The organism is Brevundimonas lenta (assembly GCF_014196335.1).
Taxonomy (GTDB): domain Bacteria; phylum Pseudomonadota; class Alphaproteobacteria; order Caulobacterales; family Caulobacteraceae; genus Brevundimonas; species Brevundimonas lenta.
The window spans coordinates 1,138,479-1,158,651 of record NZ_JACIDM010000002.1; the positions used below are offsets into that span (position 1 = coordinate 1,138,479).

The following is a 20,173-nucleotide window of genomic DNA, read 5'->3' on the forward strand; positions in this document are numbered from 1 at the left end:
ACTGAAACTACGCCCCCACCCACGCGCCAGCCATACCGGCGGGGCCAGGCGAGTCAACCGCGGCCGCGGAACCTCACCCGTCAGCCGCCGCAAAATGGGTCATCTGGTCCGCGTACGCCTTGGCGAACGCGGGCCGCGCCGTCGCTCGCGCCATGTACTCTCGACAGGCCGGATAGTCCGCCAGCCCGCCGAACCGGTCGACCAGCCGCAGCACGTCCGCCATCAGGATGTCCGCCACCGAGAACGTCCCCGCCAGCCACTCCCGCTCCGCCAGCACCGGCTCCAGATGCTTCAGCCGGTGCTTCATCAGGAAGTCGTCGAACAGCCGCCACTCCGCCGTATCGCGCCCCGCGCCGGAGAAGTTCAGCAACGACCACGGCAGGCTCGCCATTTCGACCGAGTTCAGCGCCGCGAACAGCCATTCGATCGCCTCGCTGCGCGCTTGCGGATCGGTCGGCAGCAGCGCCTCGCTCTTCTCGCCCAGGTGCAGCAGGATCGCCCCGCTCTCGAAGATCGACAGCTCGCCGTCGGTCAGCCACGGCGCCTGGCCGAACGGCTGGTGCGCGAAATGCTCGCCCGACCGCTCCCGGAACGGCGTGCTCTCCACCCGATACGCCAGCCCCGCCTCCTCCAGCGCCCACCGGATCCGCAGATCGCGCACATAGCCGCGGGGCAGATCGGGCACCCAGTCGAAGGTGGTGAGGACGAGGTCGGACATGAGAGAACTCCGTTGCCGGCCAGAGCAGCCGTGATCGGTGCCTGGCGACGGTGGCAGGCTGACACGGCGGACAGACGAGAGTGTTACCCCATGGTTCCAAACTGCCGGAATGCCCAGGCGGTCTGGTAGAGCAAGATGAAGAGAGCGACACCCCAGTGGTATGCGGGATTCCGGATCTTCATTCCGCCGAGGCACAGCACCGCGGAGAGCATCGTGGTGACGACGTATTCGAGGCCGAGGCTGGCGAAGTGCTCGGCGCCCTTCAGCCGGCTGTCCAGCAAATCGACTACGAAATAGAGCGCGTTAAACCCGAAAAACCACCCCCTGCTGTCGTAGAAGAAGGCGTCCAGATCGAGGTCGGGATCCAGAACCTTCGGGAACAGAAGCGTCGCCAGGATGTAGAGGATGACAGCGTAGCCGAGCACGAACAGATAGGCCTGAAAGGTCCAGACCGGCAGCAACTGAAGCTTGAATTGCCACCACCACCAGAAGGCGACGGTGATCACCATGTAGATCACCCACACAAGGTGGATGGAGGCGATCTTCATACGTTTTGGCCGCTGGGCGATCTCGACCAGGCCCTGGAGCAGATGCGTCATCGCCAGGCCGACGATGATGGACACCAACACCATCACATACTCAAACATGTCCATTCGCGTACCCCCGTTATCATCAACCTTAGCCGAACGGGGGGATCACGAAAGGGCTGACTGCCTGGCCACGGATGACACCGGGCCAATCGGCGGACTTGTCCGCGACCACCTCGGCAAGCTCAAGGCGGACGACCGCTAGTCCTTGCCCTCCCCCATTCCCGCCGCCGCCCCGGCCCGCTACGCTGTTCCGATGAGTGACGACTCCTACGTCTTTGAAGGCCCCGCGGACGAACCGCCCGCACCGCCCCGGGACAACAATCCGCCCCTGTCGATCTCCGAGCTGTCGTTCGCGCTGAAGCGCACGCTCGAGGACCGGTTCAGCCATGTCCGCCTGCGCGGCGAGATATCGAAGGTGAACCACCACGCCTCGGGCCACGTCTATCTGACGCTCAAGGACGACAAGTCCGCCATCGACGGCGTGGTCTGGAAGGGCTCGGTGCGCGGCCTCGGCGTGCGGCCCGAGTCGGGCCTCGAGGTCATCGTCACCGGCAAGATCACCTCCTATCCGGCCCGCTCGTCGTACCAGATCGTCATCGAGACCATGGAGGCCGCCGGCGCCGGCGCCCTGCTGGCCCAGCTGGAGCGGCTGAAGACGAAACTGGCCGGCGAGGGCCTGTTCCAGCCGGACCGCAAACGCCCCATCCCGACCTTCCCCGCCGTCGTCGGCGTCATCACCAGCCCGACCGGCGCGGTCATCCGCGACATCCTGCACCGCATCGCCGAGCGCTGGCCCTGCCGCGTCATCGTCTGGCCGGTCGTGGTCCAGGGCGACGCCGCCTGCGGCCAGGTCTCCAACGCCATCCGCGGCTTCGATGCGATGCGCCCGGACGGCCCCATCCCGCGCCCCGACGTGGTCATCGTCGCCCGCGGCGGCGGCTCGGTCGAGGATCTGTGGTGCTTCAACGACGAGGGCCTGGCCCGCACCATCGCCGCCGCCTCCATCCCGATCATCTCGGCCGTCGGGCACGAGACTGACACCACCCTGATCGACTTCGTCTCCGACCGCCGCGCGCCCACGCCGACCGGCGCCGCCGAGATCGCCACCCCCGTGCTGGCCGACCTGCAGTACGCCGTCGCCGATTTCGAGCGCCGCCTCGCCCGCGCCGGCGGCCGCATCCTCGAGGATCGCCGCACCCGCCTGCGCGCCGCCGCCCGCGGCCTGCCCGCCCGCCCCGAGGACCTGCTGGCCCTGCCGCAACAGCGCCTCGACCACGCCGGCAGCCGCCTCGGCTCCGCGCTCCACCGCAACACGGCCGTGCACGAGCGCCAGTTCACCGCCATCTCGGCCCGGCTGTCCGACGGCCTGCTCAGGCGGGCCATCGAGCGCCGCCATGACCGGCTGACGGCCTACGCCGACCGTTTCGCCCCGGCGATGAAGCGTCATCTCGAACGTGACGAGACCCGCCTCGCCGCCCTCGCCCGCGCCCTCGCCAGCCTCAACCCGAAAACCCCCAAGCCCGGCTTCGCCCGCGTCGAGGGCGAAGCCGGCCTCATGATCGCCTCGGCCGCCGCCCTCCAGGACGGTCAGGCCGTCCGCCTCATCTTCACCGACGGCGCCCGCGGCGCGCACATCGACGGCGGCGGCGACGCGCCAGCGCCCCGCCCCCGTCCCGCTCCGCCCGCAGCGAAGCCCAAGGCCCCGCCGCCCGGCCAGGGCGACCTGTTCTGAGAGACGCGCGGACACGTCTTGTGAGACGCCCGGGTCTTGGCGGCCCCGCTGCGGCTACGGTAGATTGCGGTTCATGCCCGACACGCGCTCCGACCTGGCCCTCCTCCATTACGGCGACGGCGAATTCGCCGTGCTGAAGCCCGGCCGCGTCGTCACCTGCGCCGTCACCGGCAAGGCCATCCCGATCGAGGCGCTGCGCTACTGGTCCGCCCGCCTCCAGGAAGCCTACGCCGGTCCCACCGAGGCCTTCCAGCGGCTGGGCCAGGTCCCTTGAGGCCACACCGGCGGAGCCTCCTCGCCGGAACCGCCGCCCTGCTCGCCGCGGGTTCAGCCCGCGCGCAGGACGCCGAACTCGACCTCACCGGCCGCTTCGTCCAGGGCGGTCACGCCATCGGCCGCACCTGGCCCCGCGCCCTGGTCTTCGTCGACGGCGAGTCCCTGACCGCCGCCTCCGCCGACGGCGTCTTCATCGTCGGCTTCGACCGCGACAGCCCCTCCAGCGTCGAGATCGTCGCCCGCTCCGGCGACCGCTCCGCCCGCCGCGTGCTGGACGTCGCCCCCGGAGACTTCCCCTCCACCCGCGTCGACGGCCTGCCGCCCGCCACCGTAGAGCCCTCCGACCCCGCCCTGCTGGAGCGCATCCGCCGGGAAGTCCTCCTCAAGACCGAGGGCTTCGCCAGCCGTGTCGACGCCGACAGCTTCCGCGACGGCTTCGACTGGCCGCTGGAGCAGTTCCGGGTCACCAGCCGCTGGGGCGCCCAGAGGGTCCTGAACGGCACGCCGGCCCGGCCGCACTACGGCATCGACCTCGCCGCGCCGCAGGGCACGCCGATCCGCGCCCCGGCCGCCGGTCGCGTCACCCTCGCCGAACCCGCGCTGCATTTCGAGGGCGGCCTGGTCCTCATCGACCACGGCCAGGGCCTGATCACCGCCTGCCTGCACCAGTCGGAACTGGACGTCATCGCCGGCCAGGACGTCCTGCGCGGCCAGACCATCGGCCGGGTCGGCATGACCGGCCGCGCCACGGGCCCGCACCTCTGCTGGCGCATGAAATGGCGCGACCGCAACCTTGACCCGTCTCTTCTCGTCAAGAAAACCTGAGCGTGCGTAGTCGTTTACGCGCTGGGTGATCGTTGATCGGTCACAGACCGGTAACCCTTTCAGCGAATAGATCGGGGCTCACTCGAACTGCTGATCGCCGACCCGCACATGGCCTCCCTCTCCGCCCTTCAGGTCCTGCTGGTCGACGACAATCCGCACATGCGGACCATCGCCACCGCCGTCCTCCACTCCGCCGGCATCCGCCAGGTGCGCGAGGCGGGCGACGGCGCCGCGGCCCTCGACGTCCTGCGCGAGCACCCGATCGACCTGGCCATCGTCGACTTCAAGATGTTCCCGCTGGACGGGGTCGAGTTCACCCGCCTGGTCCGCAACAGCCCGGACAGCGCCAACCCCTATCTGCCGATCATCATGATGACCGGCCATTCGGGCCGCGAGCGCGTCTACGCCGCCCGCGACGCCGGGGTGAACGAGTTCGTGGTCAAGCCGATCACGGCCAAGGCCATCCTCGACCGCATCCAGGCCGTGATCGTCCGCCCCCGCGCCTATGTGAAGACCGACGGCTATTTCGGCCCCGACCGCCGCCGCAACCAGGACCCCAACTACGAGGGCCCGATGCGCCGCGCCTCGGATCAGTCGCGCGGCTCCAGCGCCGCATAGACCTTGTCCGGCCAGCGCTTGTGGACCCAGAACCAGTCCACCGGATGCTCCCGCACCCGCTCCTCGATGAAGGTCGTGATCGCCTGAACCCCGCGGGCGATGTCGCCCTGCCGGTCGCCGGTGTTCTGCAGCTCGATCGGCTCGTGCGCCGTCACCCGGAAGCGCACCCCCGGCAGGCGCACCACCGACATCGGCTGCACCACCGTCCCGAAGCGTAGCGCCAGCCTGCTCGGCCCCGGCGCGGCGTTCACGGGCTGGCCGAAGAAGATCACCTCCGGCCCCTCGTTGAACTTCTGGTCGTTCATCAACGCCACGGACTCGCCGCGCGCCATCCCGGCCAGCAGCTCCCGCGCCCCGTCCCCGCCCTTCGGCGCGAACAACTTGACCCCGTAGCGCGCCCGCGCGTCCCGGATCTGCTTGTCGACATAGGGGTTGTTGGCCGCGCGATAGGTCACCTGGCACGGCACGCCTGCGGCCATGATCACCGCCGCCATCACCTCGATATTGGCCATGTGCCCGGACACCAGCACCACCGGCCTGCCGCTGTCGCGAATGGCGTGCAGCCGCTCCAGACCGACGATGTCGATCCGCCCCGACGCCGGCGTCAGCTGGTCCATCACCGCCGTCTCGGCGAACGTCCGGCCCGTCTGCTCCCACTGCGCTGTCGCCAGCGCCTCGCGCTCGGCCTGGCTCATCTCCGGAAAGGCGATCCGCAGATTGCGCATCACCGTCTTCTGGGTGCTGACCTTCGGCCCCAGCGTCTTCAGCAGCCAGCCGCCCAGCGCCGACGCCCGCTCCAGCCCCAGCAGCCGCATCAGGCCGATGAAGCCGGCGAACGCCGCCGACTCCAGCCGCCAGCCCAGCTCGCGGCCGAAGCTCACCCTGTTCTTGTCGTCACCAGGCAATGGTGATCCCGCCATCCACGACCAGCGTCTGGCCCGTCATATAGGCTGAAGCCGGCGACGCCAGATAAACGGCCGCGCCCGCGATCTCGTCCGGCTGGCCGATCCGCTTCAGCGGCGCCGGCTCCGTCACCTGCTTCAGCAGCTCCGGGTTCTCCCACAGGTATTTGGCGAAATCGGTCTGCACCAGGCCCGGCGCGATGGTGTTCACCCGCACGTTCGACGGCCCCCACTCGACCGCCAGGTTGCGCGCCAGCTGCATGTCGGCGGCCTTGGAGATGTTGTAGGCGCCGATCAACGCGTTCCCGCGAAGCCCGCCGATCGACGACACGATGATCACCGACCCGTCCTTCCGCTCCAGCATCTGCGGGCTGACCATCTGGATCAGCCAGTGGTTCGAGATCACGTTATTCTGCAGGATCTTCTCGAACTGCTCGTCGCTGATCCCCGCCATCGGCCCGGCGTAGGGATTGCTGGCCGCGTTGCAGACCAGGATGTCGATCCGGCCCCAGGCGGCGTTGGTCTCGTCCACCAGCCGCTGCAGATCTTCCTTCGACGCGATGTTGGCCGGAACCGCCATGGCGCGGCCGGCGCCGTATTTCGCATTGATCTCCGCTGCTGCCTCGTCGCAAGGCCCCGCCTTGCGCGACGAGATCACCACCTTCGCGCCGTGCTCGGCCAGCCGCTCGGCGATCGCCTTGCCGATGCCCCGCGAGGAGCCCGTAATGACCGCGACCTTGCCGCTCAGATCGAACAATTCCATCGTTAACCTCGAAAGCGTTGGGGGATTCCTGCCGGAACCCTAGGCGTTTTGCTCTGATACCCCGATACTCGGGCGATTCCATCCGGGGATGGCGGGGTACCTCCGTTTCAATGCGCGCGCTGACCAACGGCTTCCTGTTCTTCGGCTACCTGTTCCTGTCCATGACCGTGGGCGCCTTCCTGTGGCGCGCCGGCCTGGGCGGAGGAGCGGGCATCGCCGCCGGCATCGCCACCGCCGGCCTGCTGATCGCGGCCCATGTCCTGATCGTCGGCCGCGCCCAGCGCGCCGCCCTCAAGAAGGAAATCGACCAGGTCCGCGAGGCGCACCGCCTCCTCGCCGACGCCATGGAGTCGACGCAAGGCGCCCTCACCGAACTGGCCCAGGCCATCGAGGCCGGCGCCCTCACCTCGACCGAGCAGCTGTCGGGCGAAGTCCGCATGCTGGAATCCCTCATCCAGCAGATGAGCGAGTCCCTCGACGAGCGCATGCAGCAGCCGGCGCCCGCCAGCCCGTTCGAGGCCCGCCACCGCCAGCAGTCGAACGTCCTGCTCGCCACCATCCACGAGGCCCTCGCCGAGAACCGCGTCGACCTCTACCTGCAGCCCATCGTCTCCCTGCCGCAGCGCCGCACCGTCTTCTACGAAAGCTTCACCCGCCTGCGCGCCGCCGACGACCGCATCATGATGCCGGCCGAATACCTCTCCGTCGCCGAGGGCGAGGGCCTGGTTCCCGCCATCGACAACCTGCTGCTGTTCCGCTGCGCCCAGATCGTCCGCCGCCTGGCCCGCCAGGACCGCAAGGTCGGGGTCTTCTGCAACGTCGCCCTCTCCTCGCTCGGCGACGAGACCTTCTTCCCGCAGTTCCTCGAGTTCCTGAACGAGAACCGCGACCTCAACCAGGCCCTGATCTTCGAGCTCGGCCAGGCCGTCTTCGACGCCCGCGGCGCGGTCGAGGCCCGCAACATGGCCAAGCTGGCCGACCTCGGCTTCCGCTTCTCCATCGACAAGGTCCAGACGCTGGATCTCGACTTCGCCGACCTTCAGCGCTCGGACGTGAAATTCCTCAAGGTCTCCGCCGACCTGCTGATCGAACAGCTCCTCGACCTCGACGCCGGTCCGGCCATCCCGAGCTTGCGCGACATCCAGGCCGCCGACTTCGCCGCCCTGACCCGCCGCTACGGCATCGAGGTCATCGCCGAGAAGTGCGAGACCGAGCGCCAGATCGTCGACATCCTCGAACTCGACATCTCCGTCGGCCAGGGCCACCTCTTCGGCGAACCCCGCGCCATCAAGGAGCAGGTGCTGGCCGAAACCGACCCGCCCGCCGAATTCCTCCGCTCGACCCTCCGCAGCGCCGAACAGCGCCGCCGGTTCGGCTAGGTAAGGTAAGCTTCACAGCGCCATATCGTGCCCTTCCCGCAACGGTTCGCGGCTCACTGAAAGCGTAGCTGGAAATCGCCGTCCCGCGGCGGCTTGCCTGTCGCCTGACCTTCCATAAAGACCGCGCCTCCGAAGCTGCCGGGCGTGTCTGCCTCGCGTATCGTTCGAGGAAGAGACAATGCCGATCATCAACGGAACCGATGCGGGCGAGGCGCTCAAGGGCACGACCGGGGACGACACCATCCGCGGCGGCGGCGGGCCCGACAGCATCAGCGGCGACGCCGGCAACGACGTTCTTTACGGTGACGCCGGAAACGACATCCTCAACGGCGACGCAGGGATCGACACCCTGTACGGCGGCGCCGGGTCGGATGAGCTCGTGGTCGGCGCCGGCGACACGGCCTTCGGCGAAGACGGCTACGACGCGTTCACCGTCCTCCTCAACGAAATCACGGGCGTCACCCTGGACGGAGGCGCCGGCCATGACACCGTCAACCTCGACTTCGCCCTCGGCGCCGGCGTCATCTATCTCGATGACGCGGTGGGCGCGGGCGCTCACTTCAGCAACATCGAGGTCATCAAGGTCGGCCGCTACGCCGCCACCATCTATGGCGGCTCGCGGAACGACACGATCACCACCGGCGGTGCCAGCAGCGGCGTGCGCACCTACCATGGCGGCGGTGGCGACGACGTCCTGTCGGGCGGTGACTTCCTCTACGGCGACGCCGGCGATGACGTCCTCAGCGGCCCGAACATGGATGGGGGCGCCGGCTTCGACACCGCCGTCCTCGGCTTCACCGAAGGCTTGGCGATCGACCTCGGGCTGACCACCCGGCAGAAGTCCGGAACCTCCAGCGTCGTTCTCGTCAGCATCGAGGGCCTGGTCGGCGGCATCGGACATGATGACTTCTACGGGTCGTCCGTCGCCAACACCCTCAGCGGCGATTCCGGCGATGACCGGCTGGAAGGCGGCGGCGGCGACGACATTCTCAAGGGCGGCGAAGGGATCGACATGGCCGCCTACCGTCGGGCGACCAGCGGCGTCACGGTCAGCCTGGGCGAGGGCGCCCATGCGACCGGGGCGACCGGCGTCGACACCTTCGACAGCATCGAGGGCCTGATCGGCTCGGCCTTCAACGACGTTCTGACCGGCGACGCCGGAAACAACCAGTTCGAGGGCGGCGCGGGCGACGACCGGATCGAGGGCGGCGCGGGCTTCGACGTCGCCATCTACAACTCGAGCTCCAGCACGGCGAAATACACCTACGACGGCGTCCACGTGACCGTCACCGGCGCCCCCTTCGGCACGGACGTCCTCACCGGCGTCGAGATGCTGATGATCAACGGCGTCGGGGTGCACGTGTCCGAGATGGCGATCGTCAGCGCCGGCACGGCCGCGGCCGACACCATCATCGGCGGGAACGCCGGCGACACCCTGCGCGGCGGCGCCGGGGCTGACCTCATTCAGGGCGGCGCCGGCTCCGACAAGCTCTACGGCGACGACGGCGATGACCGTCTTGAAGGCGGAACGGAGAACGACGTGCTCGACGGCGGCGCCGGCGACGACGTCATCGACGGCGGCTCGGGCTCCAACCAGGGCTTCGGCGGCGCGGGCGCGGACTGGCTGTTCAATGTCGAGGACGCCGACGGCGGGGCCGGCGACGACCGCTATCTCAACGTGGCTCGCATCACCGAGGCGGCCGGGGCGGGTATCGACACCCTCTACTGGTCCCAGGGCTCCTTTACGCTGCCCGCCAATGTGGAGAACCTGTTCCTCAACTGGAGCGCCGCCGACACGGTCTTCAACTCACACTGGATCACGGTCTCAGGACGCACCGGGACCGGCAACGCCCTGAACAACCGCATTGTCGGCACGGGCGGCGCCGACACCCTGATCGGCAACGCCGGAGACGACGTCCTGACCGGCGGCGCGGGCGACGACATCCTCGACGGCGGCGCGGGCGTCGATACCGCGATCTTCGATCGCGCCCGCGCGGACTACGACATCTATCTGGGTCCCAATGGCTGGACCGTGGGCCGTATGGATGACGTCAACGTCGTGAACGGCGTCGAGCTGCTGCGCTTCACCGACGGCCTGTTCGACATGACGGGCGCGCCCATGCCCATGGCCATCGAAGGCACGGCCGGCGCCGACGTCATCATGGGCACCGCCGGAGCCAACGCCATCACGGCCGGCGCGGGCGACGACCTCATCACCGGCGCGCTCGGAGACGACACCATCGACGGCGGCGCGGGCGTCGACACCGCCGTCTTCTCCCGGGCCCCGGCCACGGTCACGATCGCCGGGGGCGTCGTCACCGTGCTCAACCCCGACGGTCGCGACGTGCTGACCAACATCGAGCGCCTGCGCTTCGGCGCGGACGAAATCGCCGTCGCCGCGCTCCAGCTCTCCAACGTCATCGGCTCGACCGCCGCCGAGACGCTCACCGGAACCGCCGCGACCGACGGCCTGTTCGGCCTCGCCGGCGCCGATATGCTCAACGGCCTGGCAGGCTCCGACTACCTCTCCGGCGGCGCGGGCGTCGACATCCTCGACGGCGGAGAGGGGTCCGACACCGCCGTCTACGCCCTGGCTGCATCCGGCGTCACCGCACGCATCGACTCGCAGCGCGCGACCAACGACGGCGACGGCGGAACCGACACCTTCGTCAGCATCGAACACCTGCGCGGCTCGAACTTCGCCGACACCCTCATCGGCGACGCCCGCACCAACATCCTGCTCGGCGGGCTCGGTTCGGACATCCTGCTCGGCCTCGGCGGCGCTGACGTCCTCGGCGGCGGAACCGGCGCCTCCAACACCCTGCAAGGTGGGCTCGGCGACGACCTCTATGTCCTCGAAGCCCTCGACTCCGTCATCGAGGTGGCGGGCGAAGGCAATGACACCATCGAGGCCCACATCAGCGCCTACAACCTCGCCAACAACGTCGAGAACCTGATCTACGCCGGCGCCGGAAACTTCTCCGGCACCGGCAATGCGCTCAACAACGTCATGACCGGCGGCGGCGGCGACGACCTGCTCCGCGGCCGCGGCGGCGTGGATGTGCTGCAGGGCGGCGCGGGCATCGACACGGCGGACTACAGCCAGGCCGCAGCGGGCATCCACGCCCGCCTCGACACCATGCGCGCCGTCAACGACGGCGACGGGTCCACCGATACCTTCACCGGCATCGAGGCCATCCTCGGCTCCGCCTTCAACGACACCCTCGTCGGCGGAACCCTCGGCGACCGCCTCAGCGGCGGGCTCGGCGCGGACACCCTGCTCGGCTTCGCCGGCAACGACATCCTCGCCGGTGGCCAGGGTCTCGCCAACCAGTTGCAGGGCGGCCTCGGCGACGACACCTACATCCTCGACGCCTACGACAGCATCGTCGAGATCGCCGGTCAGGGCCACGATGTCATCGAGGCCCACGTCGGCGCCCACGTCATGGCGGCGAACGTCGAGGACATGTTCTACGTCGGCTTCAACAAGTTCTACGGAACGGGCAACGCGGGCGCCAACACCATCACCGGCGGCATCGGCGACGACATCCTCAAGGGCATGGGCGGCTCGGACCGTCTGTTCGGCGGCGCCGGTCTCGACGAGGTCCAGGTGCGCGGCGCCAAGGCCCAGTACACGGTCACCGCAGAGGGCGCGGGCTGGCGCATCGTCGACACCGTCGCCGGCCGCGACGGCTCGATCTACGTCGAAAGCATCGAGAGCCTGCGCTTCCTGACCGGCAACACCAAAACCGTGCTGACCTATGGCGTCGCCGCCGCCGAAGCCGTCAGCGCGAAGGCCTTCATCGACGACGCCTTCGTGCTCCCGACGACGGGCGACGCCGCCGCCCCCGCTCCGAAGACCGACACCCTGTTCGATGTCCGGCCGCTCCCGACCGACCGTCTGCTCCCGCTGACGGACGTCTTCCACGAGGCGGGCGCGCCGCATCCCTGGCACGCCGATTTCGTCCATCCGGGCGACCTGGATCCCTGGCTGGCCTGACGACGTCAGGGGCCCTGGTCACGACCGGGGCCCGACGCGGCCCATTCCCGGGGAAACCTCTGGACAGTCAGCACCTTGCATGCCAACTGCGCGGCAGTTGCTTTGCGGGGGGATTCCATGCCGACCATCAACGGGACGACCGCGTCCGAAACCCTGACCGGGACGGCCCAGGCGGACGAAATCTCGGACTCGCTCGGCGGGCGCGACATCCTGCGCGGCCTGGGCGGCGACGACATCCTGTACCTCTACCGGCACGAATCCATGCCCGCGCAGCCGGTCGTCCTCGAGGGCGGCGAAGGCAATGACCAGATCTACTATTTCGGCGGCGCCAACGGCGGCACGGCCACCCTCGACGGCGGCGCGGGCGCCGACCTGTTCCGCTTCGCCGGCGCGCAGACCGAGACCCGCATCATCACCGGCGCGGGGTCGGACCTCATTTCCCTGAGCGAGTGCAACCCGACCTGGGGCGGCGTCGTGCGGGTCACCGACTTCACCGTCGGCGCCAACGGCGACCGCCTCGGCGTCGCCGCTCTCAGCGAATGGTTCGAGGGCTGGAACGGCGACAACCCCTTCGCCACGGGCCACCTCAAATTCGTCCAGTCCGGCGCCGACGCCGTTCTCATGCTGGACTACGACGGCACCGGTTCCCGGCCCGCGGTCGCCTTCGTCATCCTGCAGAACGTCCAGGTCAGCGCCATCACCGCCTGGAACCTCGGCGGCATCGACCCCACCGGCGCCCCCATGCCCGGCCAGACCTTCACCGGCACGGACAATGGCGAATCCATCCGGGGCACCGCCGGCCAGGACATCCTCCTCGGCCTCGGCGGGAACGACTTCCTGAACGGCGATGACGGCGACGACCGCATTGAAGGCGGCGCCGGCGACGACATGCTCAACGGCGGTCGCGGCGACGACGTCATGGAGGGCGGCTCCGGCAACGACAGCCTGTCCGAGCCCGACGGCGCCAACGGCAACGACATCCTGCGCGGCGGCGCCGGCAACGACAGTCTGCGTCTGATCCGCTGGGGCGTCCTGCCCACGGACAACGTTCAGCTGTTCGGCGACGACGGCGACGACGAGCTGGTGGCCGGCGGCGGCCTGGCGTCGGCGGTGCTCAACGGCGGCGCGGGCAACGATCGCATTGAACCGGGCATGGCCGGCCGGATGACGATCACCACCGGCGCCGGCGCCGACAACATCATTTTCGCGAACTGGGGTCAGGGCGCGGCGCCCAACATCACCATCACCGACTACACCGCCGAGGACTCCCTCAGCTGGGGATACTTCTTCTGGGAAGATGCGCTGCTCGACGCGTCGCATCTCACCATGTTCAGCCTCGGCTACGCCCGCCTCGTCCAGGACGGCGCCAACGTCCTGTTCCAGCTCGACCGCGACGGCCAGGGCACGGCCCACGGCTGGACCAATTTCATCACCTTCCAGAATACGACGGTCGCCGCCTTCGACTCCTCCGACTTCGGCGCTGATCCGCACGTCACGCCCGGCCGCATGATCCAGGGTACGGCGGCGGTCGACACCCTGACCGGCTCCAACGGCAACGATTTCATCTTCGGTCTCGTCGGAGACGACGTGCTGTCCGGCGGCGGCGGCGACGATCAGCTCGAGGGCGGAGACGGCGCCGACGTGCTGATCGGCGGGGCGGGAGACGACGCCCTCAACGGAGACGTGGGCCGCGACATCCTCATCGGCGGCGAGGGCGACGACTTCTACTACGGCGGCACGGGCGGCGAAGGCTACGCCTCCTATGTGAACGGCGTCGTCATCCGGGCCGGCGACCTCGTGGACTTCAGCGGCATGACGCGGGGCGTCACCGTCGACATGCGCTTCGAAGGCGTCGTCAACGACACCGGAGAGGGCCGCGACGAGTTCTACGGCATCGAGGACGTGGCGGGCACCGCCTTCAACGACGTCATCACCGGCAACCGCTTCTCGGCCGGCGTGATCATGGGCAACGACGGCGACGATATCCTTGCAGAGGGCGCCTATCTTCTCGGCGGCGCCGGCGACGACATCCTGATCGCGGCACACGCCTCGAACCTCCACGGCGGGTCCGGACGGGACACGGTGGTCATCGACGGCCGGCGCTCCGACTACACGATCACCGCGGGTCCGAACGGCACTGTCCTGATCGGCTATAGCAGCAGTTCAGCGGCCGCAGTCTCCCTGCTGGACGTCGAGCGTCTTCAGTTCAACGACGGCATGTTCCTGATCGACGGAACCCGCGAGGTCACCCGGTTCACGGGCACCGCGGGCGCCGACACGCTGACCGGCACCACCGGCTGGGACAACCTCCAGGGCCTCGGCGGCGACGACATCATCTCCGGCGGGGCCGGCAACGACGTCATCGACGGCGGCGCCGGCATCGACACGGCGGTCTACAGCGGCAATGCCTCCGCCTACTTCTTCGCGACCGAAAACGGCGTCACCTACATCGGCGGACCGGGCGACGGCTCCGACGAACTGACCAACGTCGAGCGGCTGCAGTTCGCCGACGGCGTCCGTCTCGTTGGAGGGGGCGTCTACTTCGCCGGCACGGCCGCCGCCGATACGGTCGGAGGCGCGAGCTACGGCCTGGCCGATCAACTCCACGGGGCCGCGGGCGACGACGTGATCGACGCCGGCGCCGGCCAGGATCAGGTCCACGGCGGCGACGGCGCAGATACGCTGCGGGGCGGGACGGACAACGACCAGCTCTTCGGCGACGCCGGCGACGACCTCCTGACCGGCGGCGCAGGAGCCGACACGATCGACGGCGGCGCGGGCGTCGATACGGTCGTGTTCACGGGTCTCCGCTCGGCCTACACGCTCGTCACGCTCGCGGGCGGCGCCCTGCAGGTCACCGGCCCCGACGGGGTCGATGTCCTGACCACCGTGGAACGCCTGCAGTTCAGCGACGGCCTCTACAACATGCAGGGCCTGCCCCTGCCGATGCAGCTGACCGGCACGTCGAACGCCGACACCCTGACCGGCGGCGCCGGCGCGGATGAGATCGCGGGCGACGCGGGCGACGACCTCCTGACCGGCGGCGCCGGGGCCGACACGATCGACGGCGGCGCGGGCGTCGATACGGCCGTGTTCACGGGCCTCCGCTCGGCCTACACGCTCGTCACGCTCGCGGGCGGCGCCCTGCAGGTCACCGGCCCCGACGGGGTCGATCTCCTGACCAATGTGGAACGCCTGCGGTTCAGCGACGGCCTCTACGACCGTCTCGGTCTGCCCCTGCCGATGCAGGTGACCGGCACGCCGAACGCCGACACCCTCACGGGCTTCGCCGGTCGGGACGAGATCACGGGCGGCGACGGCGACGACGTGATCACCGGCGCCGCGGGCGACGACATCCTCGACGGCGGCGCGGGCGTCGATACGGCCGTCTTCGGGAACGGTCCGCATACGGTCTCCGTCAACGGGGCCGTCGTCACCGTCACCGGTCCGGACGGGACCGACGTCCTGACCGGCATCGAGCGTCTGCGCTTCAACGGCGTGAATATTCCGCTGGCCGGACTGCCGTCGGGCTTCCAGGTCGGAAGTTCGGCTGCGGAGACCATGACAGGCGGCGCCTCCCCCGACACCCTGTTCGGCCTCGGCGGCGCCGATGCGCTCAACGGCGGCGACGGTGACGACATCCTCGCCGGCGGCGCCGGCCTCGACGCCCTCAACGGCGGAGCGGGCATCGACACCGTCGACTACTCCACCGCGGCGGCCCGCGTGTACGTACAGCTCAGCGCAAACGTCACGCACAGCGACGGCGACGACTCGTACGACAACCTCACCTCGATCGAGAACGCGACCGGCTCGGCCTTCAACGACACCCTGGTCGGCGACGGCAACGTCAACGTCCTGCGCGGCGGCCTGGGATCGGACACCCTTCTCGGCCAGGGTGGAAACGACGTCCTGTGGGGCGGCGCCGGGGCCGGCAACCAGCTCCAGGGCGGGCTCGGCGACGATCGCTACATCCTCGAGACCGCCGACACCGTCGTCGAGGTCGCGGGCGAGGGCACGGATACGGTCGAGGCCCGCATCAACGCCTACAACCTCGCCGCCAATGTCGAGAACCTGGTCTTCGGCGGAACCGGAAACTTCTCCGGCACCGGCAACGCCCTCAACAACGTCATGACCGGCGGCGCGGGCGACGACCTCCTCCGCGGCCGTGGCGGCGTCGACAGTCTCGTCGGCGGCGCGGGCGTCGATACGGCGGACTACAGCCAGGCCGCGGCCGGGGTGCATGCGCGCCTCGACGTCATGCGCGCCGTCAACGACGGCGACGGCGCCACCGACACCTACACCTCGATCGAGGCCATCCTCGGCTCGGCCTTCAACGACACCCTGGTGGGCGGAACCCTCGGCGACCGCCTCAGCGGCGGTCTGGGCGCGGACACCCTGCTGGGCTTCGCGGGGAACGACATCCTCGCCGGCGGCCAGGGTCTGGCCAACCAGCTGCAGGGCGGGCTCGGCGACGACACCTACATCCTCGACGCCTACGACACGATCGTCGAACTGGCGGGTCAGGGTCACGACGTGATTGAGGCCCACGTCGGGGCTCACGTCATGGCGGCCAACGTCGAGGACATGTTCTATGTCGGCTTCAACAAGTTCTACGGCACGGGCAACGCCGGGAACAACACCATCACCGGCGGCGTCGGCGACGACATCCTGAAAGGGATGGGCGGTTCCGACCGTCTGTTCGGCGGCTCCGGCTATGACGAGGTCCAGGTCCGCGGAACCAAGGCCCAATACACCGTCACCGCCGAGGGCGCCGGCTGGCGCATCGTCGATACCGTCGCCGGTCGCGACGGCTCGATCTACGTCGAGAGCATCGAGTCCCTGCGCTTCATGACCGGCAACACGAAGACGGTGCTGACCTACGGCGCCGTGGCGGCCCAGGAGCTGTCCGCCAAGGACGCAGGCCCCCTCGTCTCGCCGCTGCCGGCCGACGACGCCTTCGAAGCCTCCGGCGACGGCGCCCTCGCCGACCGCCTGTTCCCGGCGTCGCACGCCCTCCCGGCGCTCCACGACATCTGGATGCAGGCCCTCGGCGCGCACGCGCCCTTCGGCCACGCCGGCGACATGGACCCCTGGCTGGCCTGAGCCGGACCGTCCTGCCGCAAAGACAAAGGCCCCGGTCTCGCGACCGGGGCCTTCCTTTTTCAGACCGCGCCTGACGCCGTCAGAACAGCCAGCCGCCGTCGTCGTGCGCCCGCGCCCAGCCGTCGGCCATGTAGAAGCCGTCCCACGCCCCGGCGGGCAGGGTCTGCGCCTCGCCCTTGTCCACCAGCAGCGGCGCGCTTTCGGCGACCAGCTCCAGCACGAAGCCGTCGGCGAACCGGATCTGGTCGATGTTGACCAGCAGGTCGTAACCGTCCCGGTCGGCGATCAGGTCCAGCACCGTCCAGGTCCCGTCGCCCATGTCCTCGATCTCATAGTCCGCGAACGCGCCGGACAGCACCACCGTGTCGGTCCCGCCGCCTCCGCCGCAGCCGCAGCCCATGTCGAAGCTGCCGACCAACACATCGTCGCCCTTGCCGCCGGTCAGGGTGTCGTCGCCGTCGCCGCCGATGATGATGTTGTCCTCGTCATTGCCGATACCGACGAAGTCGCCGCTGCCGAAGAAGGCCACGTCCTCGAAATTGGCCCGCAGCACATAGCGGTTCAGCGTCGTCTCGACCGCGTCGTGGCCCTCGCCCGCCAGCTCGATGGCGGTGTCGTTGGCCGAGATCACATACAGGTCGTCGCCGCGCCCGCCCTGCAGCTGGTTGGCCTCGCCGTCGCCGCCGATCAGGATGTCGTTCCCGTCCAGACCGATCAGCACGTCGCGGCCCAGACCGCCGTCCAGGATGTTGCTCCCGGCGTCGCCGATCAGGGTGTCGTTGAAGTCGCTGCCGATGACGTCCTCGATGCTGACCAGCACGTCCGAAGCCCCGTCGCCGTCATTGACCGCCGCGCCGGCCGCCAGCTTGACCAGCACGCCGCCCGCCGCGTCGCGATAGTCGGCGACGTCATAGCCCGCGCCGCCGCGCAGCACGTCCACGCCGCCGCGACCGCCCAGCATGTCGTCGCCGTCGCCGCCGCTCAGGACGTTGCCGTTCCCGTCGCCGAAGATCTCGTCGTCCCAGGCCGAACCGATGACGTTCTCGAGCCCGATCAGGATGTCGGAATAGCCCTCGCCGTCGTCCACGGCCTCGCCGCTCGCCAGGTCCACGGTCACCCAGTCCCACGCCGACGAATAGTCGACCGTGTCGATCCCGGCGTCGCCGTTCAGGGTGTCGTTCCCGGCCAGGCCGATCAGCACGTCCGCCCCGGACCCGCCGATCAGGATGTTGTCCTCCTCATTGCCCGTGCCGCGGAAGCTGCCGGCGCCGAGGTAGGCCAGATTCTCGAAATTGGCCCGCAGCGTATAGGCGGCGCGGCTGGTCAGGATCGTGTCCTCGCCCTCGTCGAAGAACTCCACCACGGTGTCGTTGGCGGCGACGAAATAGGTGTCGTCGCCCCGCCCGCCCTGCATCTGGTTGGCCGCGCCCTGGCCGCCGCTCAGATAGTCGTCGCCGTCCAGACCGATCAGCACGTCCGCGCCGTCGCCCCCGGTCAGCGTATTGTCCCCCGCCGATCCGATCAGCAGATCGTTGAAGGACGAGCCCGAGACGTTCTCGATATTGGTCAGCGTGTCGGAGCCGCCGCTGCCGTCGTTGCTCGCGACCCCGTTGTTCAGGCCCACCGTCACGCCGGACGTCGCCATGCTGTAGGTCACGCGGTCGACGCCGTCGCCGCCGTCGATGCTGTCGTTGCCCGCCCCGCCCTGCAGCGCGTCGTCGCCGTTGCCGCCGAACAGCGCGTCGTCGCCGGCCGTGCCGACCAGGATGTCGTCGTTGTCGACGCCGTCGATGGTCACCGTGACCGTCGCCGTCGCGCCGCCCGTCACGGTGTAGGTGAAGCTGTCCGTCAGCGGCGTCGCGCCGGATACCGCGGCCGGCGCGTGGTCTAAGGCCCCGTTCGGATCATACTCGAACGTCCCGTCGGCGTTCAGCGTCAGCAGCGCTCCGGACGGCAGGGTGATCTCCGTCCCCACGGCAGCCGCGGAGCCGTTGACCTCGGTGACGGTGAAGGCGTCGCCCTCCGCATCGGTGTCTTCGCCCTGGCCGTTGTAGGCGAAGACATCGCCGCTGATCGTCCCGTTTTCCAGGGTCGACACGGCGTCCGGCACGGCGATGGCCGCATCGTCGACGCCGACGATCGGGCCCGTCGCGGCGCTCGTGACGCTCTCCACGTTGCCGTAGCCGTCGGTGTAGCTGACCACCACCCGGATGGTCGTCCCGACGTCGATGTCGCCCGGCGTATAGTTCCCCGTATCGGAGCCGACATCGACGAAGCCCGCGCCGTCATCGCGCTGCCACTGGTAATGCAGCGTCCCCAGCCCATCCACGTCCGCCAGGGTCGCGGCGTCGACCAGCAGGGCGACGTCCTCTTCCGCGGCCCCGAGGATCGTCACCCCGCCGGTCGGGTCGTCGTTCATGTTGACGATCGCGGTCGTGGGATCGCTCGTGACGCTCTCCAGCACGCCATGGCCGTCGGTGTAGGTGACCACCACGCGGATGACCGTCCCCACGTCGTTGTCGCCCAGCGTATAGGTCGCCTCGTCGGCGCCCACATTGAACCAGCCGAAGCCGGCCTCGCGCTGCCACTGATAGTGCAGCGTCCCCAGGCCGTCCGCGTCCGCCAGGGCCGAGGCGTCGGCCGTCAGGATCTCGTCCTCGGCAAGGGCCCCGATGATCGTGACGCCGCCGGTCGGGACGGCGTTGAAGACCTGCACCGGAGACGCGGCGTTCTGCGGGGTCGGACTGCTCCGGGCCACGAAGTCGACGCTGTTGTTGTCGGTGTCCTGGGAGCCGTCCAGCCGACGCTCCAGGCTCTGCCCCTGAAGCGGCGCCGTGGCGGTCGTCCCCTCGATGAAGATGTTCGTCGCCGGACCGTAGGCTACGGAGTCGACCAGCAGCCCGCCGGCTTCGCGCAGGCCGAAGCCGCCGCTCGTGGACGAGAAGGTGGTGATGTTGACGAAGTCGCCGGCGACCGGACCGACATAGCCGGTCCCGACTCCGAGGAAGTGCCCGCCCGCCGGGATGATGGTCCCCGGCGGGAAGGTATGGATCGAAACGTCCGAGACGCCCGAGCCGCTCCGGTAGACCAGTTTCCAGCCGCTGATGTCGACCGGAGCCGTCCCCGTGTTGGTGATCTCGATGAATTCGTCCGTGCTCATGCCCGGACCGGCGGTCTGGAATTCACTGATGACGACAGGCATGGCGGGGATCCCCTTCAGGCGCGTGCAGGGGATCAGCCGTCCGCCCCCCGACGGATTAACTTTGT

The 20,173-nt window shown here is 69.4% G+C and carries 12 protein-coding genes; 7 read left to right on the forward strand and 5 right to left on the reverse strand.

The features are described from left to right. Positions 1-73 precede the first annotated feature (73 nt). Together GGR12_RS13035 and GGR12_RS13040 are read right to left on the reverse strand one after the other, a co-directional pair. Positions 74-718, reverse strand: a complete 645-nt coding sequence (locus tag GGR12_RS13035) for a glutathione S-transferase family protein (RefSeq protein WP_183204809.1) — start codon at positions 716-718, stop codon at positions 74-76. Between the two features lie 83 nt (positions 719-801). Further along, entirely contained in the window at positions 802-1,371 is a 570-nt protein-coding gene (locus GGR12_RS13040) for a hypothetical protein (RefSeq protein WP_183204810.1), read from the reverse strand. A gap of 190 nt (positions 1,372-1,561) precedes the next feature. Between GGR12_RS13040 and xseA the strand changes: the two genes are divergently transcribed. The 4 genes from xseA (at position 1,562) to GGR12_RS13060 (ending at position 4,759) form a co-directional block, all read left to right on the forward strand. Next, on the forward strand, positions 1,562-3,040 hold the full coding sequence (gene xseA / locus GGR12_RS13045; protein ID WP_183204811.1) for an exodeoxyribonuclease VII large subunit: 1,479 nt from the start codon (positions 1,562-1,564) through the stop codon (positions 3,038-3,040). A gap of 73 nt (positions 3,041-3,113) precedes the next feature. After that, a complete protein-coding gene (locus GGR12_RS13050; RefSeq protein ID WP_183204812.1) occupies positions 3,114-3,314 on the forward strand; it encodes a DUF2093 domain-containing protein in 201 nt (66 codons plus the stop codon). After that, complete coding sequence (locus tag GGR12_RS13055) at positions 3,311-4,141, forward strand: M23 family metallopeptidase (protein WP_246328870.1); 831 nt, start codon at positions 3,311-3,313, stop codon at positions 4,139-4,141. Before GGR12_RS13050 ends, GGR12_RS13055 begins: the two co-directional genes overlap by 4 nt. A gap of 108 nt (positions 4,142-4,249) precedes the next feature. Then, positions 4,250-4,759 (forward strand): response regulator, encoded by a 510-nt coding sequence (locus GGR12_RS13060; RefSeq protein ID WP_183204813.1) that lies wholly within the window; start codon positions 4,250-4,252, stop codon positions 4,757-4,759. Here the strand turns inward: GGR12_RS13060 and GGR12_RS13065 are convergent. Both GGR12_RS13065 and GGR12_RS13070 read right to left on the reverse strand, forming a co-directional pair. Further along, positions 4,732-5,679: a lysophospholipid acyltransferase family protein gene (locus GGR12_RS13065; RefSeq protein ID WP_183204814.1), complete on the reverse strand. Its 948-nt coding sequence runs from the start codon at positions 5,677-5,679 to the stop codon at positions 4,732-4,734. The genes GGR12_RS13060 and GGR12_RS13065 overlap by 28 nt on opposite strands. Then, on the reverse strand, positions 5,654-6,424 hold the full coding sequence (locus GGR12_RS13070; protein ID WP_183204815.1) for an SDR family NAD(P)-dependent oxidoreductase: 771 nt from the start codon (positions 6,422-6,424) through the stop codon (positions 5,654-5,656). The genes GGR12_RS13065 and GGR12_RS13070 overlap by 26 nt, the downstream gene beginning before the upstream one ends. A 110-nt stretch (positions 6,425-6,534) precedes the next feature. Between GGR12_RS13070 and tipF the strand changes: the two genes are divergently transcribed. The 3 genes from tipF to GGR12_RS13085 all read left to right on the forward strand — a co-directional run bounded on the left by tipF (position 6,535) and on the right by GGR12_RS13085 (position 16,906). Continuing rightward, the gene (gene tipF / locus GGR12_RS13075) at positions 6,535-7,803 is read left to right on the forward strand and encodes a flagella assembly cyclic-di-GMP phosphodiesterase TipF (RefSeq protein WP_183204816.1); all 1,269 of its coding nucleotides are present in this window, start codon (positions 6,535-6,537) and stop codon (positions 7,801-7,803) included. Positions 7,804-7,981: 178 nt separating this feature from the next. Further along, a complete protein-coding gene (locus GGR12_RS13080; RefSeq protein WP_183204817.1) occupies positions 7,982-11,803 on the forward strand; it encodes a beta strand repeat-containing protein in 3,822 nt (1,273 codons plus the stop codon). Between the two features lie 117 nt (positions 11,804-11,920). Continuing rightward, positions 11,921-16,906 (forward strand): calcium-binding protein, encoded by a 4,986-nt coding sequence (locus tag GGR12_RS13085; protein ID WP_183204818.1) that lies wholly within the window; start codon positions 11,921-11,923, stop codon positions 16,904-16,906. 79 nt (positions 16,907-16,985) lie between these two features. Here the strand turns inward: GGR12_RS13085 and GGR12_RS13090 are convergent, their stop codons facing one another. Continuing rightward, positions 16,986-20,108 (reverse strand): lamin tail domain-containing protein, encoded by a 3,123-nt coding sequence (locus GGR12_RS13090; protein ID WP_183204819.1) that lies wholly within the window; start codon positions 20,106-20,108, stop codon positions 16,986-16,988. Positions 20,109-20,173 lie beyond the last annotated feature (65 nt).

Excerpts from the sequence above, each read along its gene's own strand:
- GGR12_RS13035 (WP_183204809.1), bottom strand. The coding sequence starts at position 718 with ATGTCCGACCTCGTCCTCACCACCTTCGACTGGGTGCCCGATCTGCCC.
- GGR12_RS13040 (WP_183204810.1), bottom strand. The coding sequence starts at position 1,371 with ATGGACATGTTTGAGTATGTGATGGTGTTGGTGTCCATCATCGTCGGC.
- xseA (WP_183204811.1), top strand. The coding sequence starts at position 1,562 with ATGAGTGACGACTCCTACGTCTTTGAAGGCCCCGCGGACGAACCGCCC.
- GGR12_RS13050 (WP_183204812.1), top strand. The coding sequence starts at position 3,114 with ATGCCCGACACGCGCTCCGACCTGGCCCTCCTCCATTACGGCGACGGC.
- GGR12_RS13060 (WP_183204813.1), top strand. The coding sequence starts at position 4,250 with ATGGCCTCCCTCTCCGCCCTTCAGGTCCTGCTGGTCGACGACAATCCG.
- GGR12_RS13065 (WP_183204814.1), bottom strand. The coding sequence starts at position 5,679 with ATGGCGGGATCACCATTGCCTGGTGACGACAAGAACAGGGTGAGCTTC.
- GGR12_RS13070 (WP_183204815.1), bottom strand. The coding sequence starts at position 6,424 with ATGGAATTGTTCGATCTGAGCGGCAAGGTCGCGGTCATTACGGGCTCC.
- tipF (WP_183204816.1), top strand. The coding sequence starts at position 6,535 with ATGCGCGCGCTGACCAACGGCTTCCTGTTCTTCGGCTACCTGTTCCTG.
- GGR12_RS13080 (WP_183204817.1), top strand. The coding sequence starts at position 7,982 with ATGCCGATCATCAACGGAACCGATGCGGGCGAGGCGCTCAAGGGCACG.
- GGR12_RS13085 (WP_183204818.1), top strand. The coding sequence starts at position 11,921 with ATGCCGACCATCAACGGGACGACCGCGTCCGAAACCCTGACCGGGACG.
- GGR12_RS13090 (WP_183204819.1), bottom strand. The coding sequence starts at position 20,108 with ATGCCTGTCGTCATCAGTGAATTCCAGACCGCCGGTCCGGGCATGAGC.